General features: G+C 42.9%; 7 protein-coding genes. All 7 read left to right on the top strand.

Annotated features, from left to right (window positions below; translation table 11 throughout):
• The first annotated feature begins 297 nt into the window (after positions 1–297).
• A complete protein-coding gene (locus tag RIG68_RS23365; RefSeq protein WP_350128073.1) occupies positions 298–609 on the top strand; it encodes a hypothetical protein in 312 nt (103 codons plus the stop codon).
• 10 nt (positions 610–619) lie between these two features.
• On the top strand, positions 620–1,180 hold the full coding sequence (locus tag RIG68_RS23360) for a hypothetical protein (RefSeq protein ID WP_350128070.1): 561 nt from the start codon (positions 620–622) through the stop codon (positions 1,178–1,180).
• Positions 1,181–1,326: 146 nt separating this feature from the next.
• Positions 1,327–2,103 carry a hypothetical protein gene (locus RIG68_RS23355; RefSeq protein WP_350128067.1) on the top strand — a complete coding sequence of 259 codons (777 nt, stop codon included), beginning with the start codon at positions 1,327–1,329 and terminating at the stop codon, positions 2,101–2,103.
• Between the two features lie 34 nt (positions 2,104–2,137).
• On the top strand, positions 2,138–2,407 hold the full coding sequence (locus RIG68_RS23350; RefSeq protein WP_350128064.1) for a hypothetical protein: 270 nt from the start codon (positions 2,138–2,140) through the stop codon (positions 2,405–2,407).
• 157 nt (positions 2,408–2,564) lie between these two features.
• Entirely contained in the window at positions 2,565–3,479 is a 915-nt protein-coding gene (locus RIG68_RS23345) for a hypothetical protein (protein ID WP_350128061.1), read from the top strand.
• A gap of 236 nt (positions 3,480–3,715) precedes the next feature.
• Positions 3,716–4,090, top strand: coding sequence for a hypothetical protein (locus tag RIG68_RS23340; protein WP_350128058.1), 375 nt, complete (start codon positions 3,716–3,718; stop codon positions 4,088–4,090).
• A 186-nt stretch (positions 4,091–4,276) separates the two neighbouring features.
• Positions 4,277–5,107: a hypothetical protein gene (locus tag RIG68_RS23335; RefSeq protein ID WP_350128055.1), complete on the top strand. Its 831-nt coding sequence runs from the start codon at positions 4,277–4,279 to the stop codon at positions 5,105–5,107.
• The last annotated feature ends 947 nt before the right edge of the window (positions 5,108–6,054 follow it).

Here is a 6,054-nt window from a genome sequence, read left to right as displayed (position 1 = left end):
AATGAATGTGGGCTTCACTGGTTGTTAAAGGTCAGTTGGCTTGGATTGTCCGCCACAAATTTTAATTTTATCATCGGCGTGGCTAAGATGTAGTGGAAGTGGAGCTGCATAAAACTCCCACACTCATTTTACCGAGGCGTTGTGGAGCATAGCATGAACGCAGTAAACTTTCAAATCGGACAATGTCGTATAACTGTAGAAATTCAAAGAACAAGGGACTTCTATAAGGAACTTCCTCGAATCACAGAGAACTGCAATTGCGCGGACTGTGAGTATTTCGAAAGTATAGTGACGAACATGAATATTCGTCTGTTCGACATTCTTGAAAAAATGGGTGTGAATTTGAAAAGGCAACCAAATATTAATCCAGATGGTGTTTGCAGTACAGGTGAAACCGATAAATTTCTACGAACCTACATGGGGTACTATAAACTCTTTGGAAAGATCAGGAAGACTCAACTAAAACAGAAACAAGTTGATGAAAATGGCGACCCTGTAAGAGTAGAATTCCGAGAAACAGAACAGGATGCCTTTGTTCAATACACAGTTGAGCAGACTAAGGCTGACGAACTAACAGTGGACTTTTTTATCGAATGCGAACGGAAGTAGAAAATTGCTCATGAGAAAAATCATCATACTTTTAATAATTTTAGCAGCCTGTGAACAACCAAGCCAGACGGTTCAACAACAAGTCTTTGATGATTTCCTCTTGCTTCATTTTAACTCTTGGGGAGATGCTATCGGGAGAAATTACGTACCTGAATTTTCCCATGAACTTGGGGATACAGTTCGATTAAGGTCTGAACTTGGAATGCTTGTATATCCAACAGACACTACAAAAGTGATTGAATTAGATGATGATAATTACTACATTATTCTTGACTCAGGAACTCTTTTAAATATCACCTCCGAACCGAAGAAATTCGCTTTTGATGCTCAAGTGCTTTTGAATGACTCAACTTACAATGGGGCAATATTCATCGACCGATTCATTAATGCTCAATGGGGTGAAGATTTTTTGAACCAACAACGAAAGAATCTGCTTGAACAATTGTTCAGACTTAAAAACACTGGACTTTTCGAACTATCAACGAAGTACGAACTAAGTGAGGATTCAATTCTCACATTGATCAGTTATGAGTATTTCGAACGAACTGGAAGACGTGGAATAAACTACTAAACACTCCACAACATTCGCTGATCAGTCATGGGGTTTCAGCGATATTTGGAAAGTTTTGGAGTGTTGGAAAGCTCAGTGCAATACTTAACTTTACTAGATAAAAATCCCCACGCCTGATAGCGTGGCGTTGTGCCCAATAGACCTACATGACGGAAAAGACCAGAACGTTTGAGCAGACAGAAACTGAGTGCCTGGACATCGACGCAGACGGGACAAATGACTTTGCAGCAATTACCAAGGATCGCCAGATTCTAACACCGACTTCTCAAACCTCCATCACACTAAACATTACCTATCCGCTAATTCGCAGACTAGACAAAGCCCGGACACTCCTAGTAGACTGTCGGACAAGGAAGGATAGACCAAACGCCTGGATCATTGATGAAAATGGCATCGTTCAAACGAAGTTTATGGCCGGCGACGGTGTCGAGGATGTCGTGGTACTTAATAATAGAATTGTCATTTCTTACTTCGACGAGGGAGTTTTCTCTGGGATCGGCCCAAGCGATCAAGGTGTAGTCGTCTTTGACTTTGAGGGAAATATTCTCTTTGGCTATCGTGACAAGTACGGACATCAGGTCGACATTGCAGACTGTTATTGTCTTAGCGCCAAGACACATAACACTGTCCTTTTCCTAATGTACCCTGACTTCCCACTGGTAGAGCTCAGCTTGGATGGATACGAACATACAGTACGCAACATTCCAGAGAAACTTCATGGAGCTTCAAGCCTGACAAGTATGCGAGATGATGTGTTTTTTCACTCCCCTTATGATGATAATAAGATGATTTTCAAGTGGTCTATGGGCGTAGGCCGAATAGAAAAAATCGGAGAATACTCGGGCAGACTTCGGGGATTGCAAAGGGCCAGGTTTTTATCAAAGGGCGAGACTGGATACACGATAATTGACTTGATAAATTGATTTTAGAAAAGCGTCAATAAACTGGTTTGGAAAAATGAAACTTACCGTAAAAACGATTTTGATTGCTGCTTTTCTGGTGTTGCTCGACGTCGTTGTCTATATAATATTTGGATTATTATTGATGAGGTATGACGACTTCTATGATGAGAGCGAGGGCGAGTATTGGAGCCTATCAAGCATGACACTCAGTGAACAATTAAGCTATATCGGTTTGAATATTTGGACTGCCGTCAATCTTCTGGCTTTGGCGTTCCTGGCATATAGGACATACCGGCTGATAAAAAAGGGCACAACACAGCGGTAAAAATGAATGTGGGCTTCACCAGTTATCATAGGTCAGTTGGCTTGGATTGTCCGCCACAAATTATAATTTTATCATCGGCGTGGCTAAGATGTAGTGGAAGCGGAGCTGCATAAAACTCCCACACTCATTTTACCGAGGCGTTATGCAGCATGTGCGCATGAGAGTACTCTATCTTGCATTTGTAGGTGTAATTCTGACATTTTTCGGTTGTTCTCAGGAGCAATACAGAAATGGACTGTTCGGTAATGCCATTATCTCGGCTTACAACAGGCCTTATGAAGACCAGGACATCTACGTTCCGCATGACATATTTATGAATTCAGATTTTTTGGATGTAGACCTCTCCCTCACTAGGCACGGCGACTCTCTAATAATTGAGAATGAACTCAACACAGGCTTTTCAGGCCACCATGTAAAAATATTGCTTACCTCTGATCTACAAATCCATTCCGTCGATTTTGGTGAATTCTTTGACGTTGTAGACGGTAGTTCGACAGAAGCAATCGTCGAGAAGATAATTCTCAAACTTGACAAAAACCCATTTTTGGACACTCTAGTAACTGGTCATTACATTCTGCAGATCAGAAACGAATACTCTCCCGGCGAACTTCTAAGCAGCGAAGGAGTTCCTGACACAGTTTACTACTCTACATTTAGTGGGAAATTTAAGAATTACTCCAAAGAAGAAATCGAAAAAGGGCGTGACTGGGTAGTTGAACAAAATGAGTTTCGGATGGGAATCAAGGATAGTGTCGGAGTCTACCATCGTGTTGATCAATTTGCCAAATATGTGGCTGGTGACGAATCACTCAAAAAACTTCTTGGATCTTTTAGCGTGCCTCGCTCACAAACAAACGTAGAAAATAAGGGCTTTGTAATATTATTTATGACGGTTAATGAAAACGGGACAGTTGACACTGAATCCCTTAGGATATTCGACGATATGAAGTCGGACGAACTACTCATGAAATTGAAGGGGCGGACTGAACTTCTTACAGGCTGGCAACCGGCGATATACAAAGGCAAACCGGTCAAATCACAAGTCAATCTGACTATCAGGATCGCTGATTAAAGCTGCATAACACAGGCCTAAAAGTGAATGTGGGCTTCAGTCGTGATCAATCATTTGCGGGCTTGGAAAGTCCGCCACAAAGTTTAATTTTATCATCGTCGTGGCTAAGTGCTAGTGGAAGCGGAGCTGCATAAAACTCCCACACTCAGTTTAGGCAGGCGTTATATGCCATAATCTGCATGACGAAAAACTTCTTGACGGCAATAATATTGACTTTAGTACTGACTCCTGCCTTAATGGCTCAGAAAATAACTGTCGCTGAATCCGTCGACCTGGAGATTAATTCGCTGCTTCTGTCGATTAGACATGCTATGCAGTTTGATGGTGGCCGAGTTGCTATTCGACTTGTGGAAAGTGCCTACATAACAACGGACGAGGTAGCTGGTCTCGATGGAGACGTAGTTGTTCACAGACTTTTCATTTCTATCCAGCAAATGGACGATCAAGAAAAGACGACTCATAAAAGTTACTGGGTAGACGGCAACTTCTTCAATCCTCGGACATATAAGTTTGACGCTGCTACTAAACGGCTAACTTTTCTACATGGGGCAGACGACCAACCAAAATCAGCGACTTTGGTAATCACAACGACTGGACTGCTGACCGAATAGAAAGGCATATAACACAAGACTAACAATGAATGGCGGCTTCATCGGTTTTCAATCATTTGCTGGCTTGGATTGTCCGCCACAAAGTATAAATTTATCATCGGCGTGGCTAACTGGTAGCGGAAGCTTAAGTGCATAACATTCCGCCACTCATGTTAGTCGGGCGTTAGGTGCTATAACTGCTAGACGATGAAATCAGCAATTTCCTTCCTTATCTTATCAACCCTGCTATTCTCATGCGAAGGTAGTCGAACCGGCAAACCTGAGACGACTGAGCAAGTCGCAGAAGTTTCTGCAAACCAAACTGCTGACAGCGACTCTGAGCTATCTGAAAAATCGAAAGACCTGGTCGAGACGTTTGAAAAAGTATCTAAAACCTATCCTGCAGACAGTGCATACCTCCGAGGGTTTTATTTTGAAAGGCACCCTGCTAAAACGGCTGTTGAAATGCAACAACAAATCAACCAAATGGAAACTTTGCTTTACCCAGAGACAGTTGCAAAATACAAAGAGGTGTCAGTTCAACTGAAGCCTCTTTTAAATGAAATACTTAAGACCTCGGCTGTTACTAAGGCTCAGGCTGTGAAATTCGCTTATTTATATTCAGCATATGACCAATTTTCTGGTAGGGCGCTTCTTAAGGGATTCCTCTCAGAAGATGAAAATTACTCCTTGGTTTGGCGGACGATGGAAATCATGGTGGCAGCAAGCAAAAGCGACACCTCCTACATTTCATCATTAATCGATCTGGACAACGCAATAAGCACAAATGTGGAACTCGCAGAAAAGGTTGGGGAATTTGTGATTGACGCCATCAAGAATAACCCAACCGGATTTTTGGAAATGTATTCTTTGAGAAGTGGGAAAGCTAGAGATGAGCTGGCGACTCATGCGATGCTGTGGGAGGATCCAGTTCCAGAAATGGTTTCCATGTTTGAGGAACTTAAACTGGCTTTGAAGGACTCATCGATGCGGTCAGCTGCGGACGAACTTGTGACTCAGATAAGCAATCCGTTGTAAAAAAGCACCTAACACAACAGTAAAGTGAATGTGGGTTTCGGTGGATGTCATAGGGAAGTTGGCTTGGATTGCCCGCCACAATTTATAATTTTAACATCGCCGTGGCTAAGTGCAAGTGGAAGCGGAGCTGCATAAAACTCCCACACTCACTTTACTGAGGCGTTACCTAGCATATGTTGGATCGCACGTACATTTTCGTGGTTTACCTGTTAGTATCAAGCTTCTCAGGTTTTGCTCAGGACAGTAGCTCTGAATTAGTGGCCGGATTCAGTGCAAAATGTAGCGAGCCGATTAGTTCGGATACCAACACGCCAGAATTCCGACTGATCAAGTATCATACGGCCCGATCGACAACTATCCTGAGTTTTGATGTAGCGGCAAATTGCGGACAAATCAACAGAGGGACTCTCGCTGTGAGTGCAGATACTCTGATAATAGCAGACACAGACCTTAGTTTGGCGACGGACTCGGTCACTATGGAACTGGACAGCTCTGGCAACCAATTGGAGGTAACAACCACGACTTATGATGCGAACTATACATTTTGTGACTGTATCATAAGCTTTGCCTATGAGCTTTCGACCCCTTTGGCAGACCTAAGCTTCCTGAGATTTCATGGACGGACGTTTCAACTTACCCGAACTGAGTAAAGCTAGGTAACACAGGCCTAAAAATGAATGTGGGCTTTGTCGGTTTTCAAGCATTTGCTGGCTTGGATTGTCCGCCACAAGAGTTAATTTTATCATCGGCGTGGCTAAGTGCAAGTGGAATGGGAGCTGCGTAAAACTCCCCCACTCATTTTAGGCAGGCGTTGTATGCCATTATTTCGTGACGTTATATGCTGGACGAGCTGGACTTTCATAAGTTTCTAGGTAAGGTTAGGTCGGAGCTTGTGGATGACGACTGCGGGATTGAATTGTCCCGAATAGGCCCAATATCATACAGCA

This window comes from Imperialibacter sp. (genome assembly GCF_040222385.1).
GTDB lineage: Bacteria > Bacteroidota > Bacteroidia > Cytophagales > Cyclobacteriaceae > Imperialibacter.
This window is presented reverse-complemented; position numbering and strand designations above follow the sequence as displayed.

Coding starts and splice junctions, on each gene's coding strand:
- RIG68_RS23365 (WP_350128073.1), top strand. CDS start 298: ATGAATATTCGTCTGTTCGACATTCTTGAAAAAATGGGTGTGAATTTG.
- RIG68_RS23350 (WP_350128064.1), top strand. CDS start 2,138: ATGAAACTTACCGTAAAAACGATTTTGATTGCTGCTTTTCTGGTGTTG.
- RIG68_RS23355 (WP_350128067.1), top strand. CDS start 1,327: ATGACGGAAAAGACCAGAACGTTTGAGCAGACAGAAACTGAGTGCCTG.
- RIG68_RS23345 (WP_350128061.1), top strand. CDS start 2,565: ATGAGAGTACTCTATCTTGCATTTGTAGGTGTAATTCTGACATTTTTC.
- RIG68_RS23335 (WP_350128055.1), top strand. CDS start 4,277: ATGAAATCAGCAATTTCCTTCCTTATCTTATCAACCCTGCTATTCTCA.
- RIG68_RS23360 (WP_350128070.1), top strand. CDS start 620: ATGAGAAAAATCATCATACTTTTAATAATTTTAGCAGCCTGTGAACAA.
- RIG68_RS23340 (WP_350128058.1), top strand. CDS start 3,716: ATGGCTCAGAAAATAACTGTCGCTGAATCCGTCGACCTGGAGATTAAT.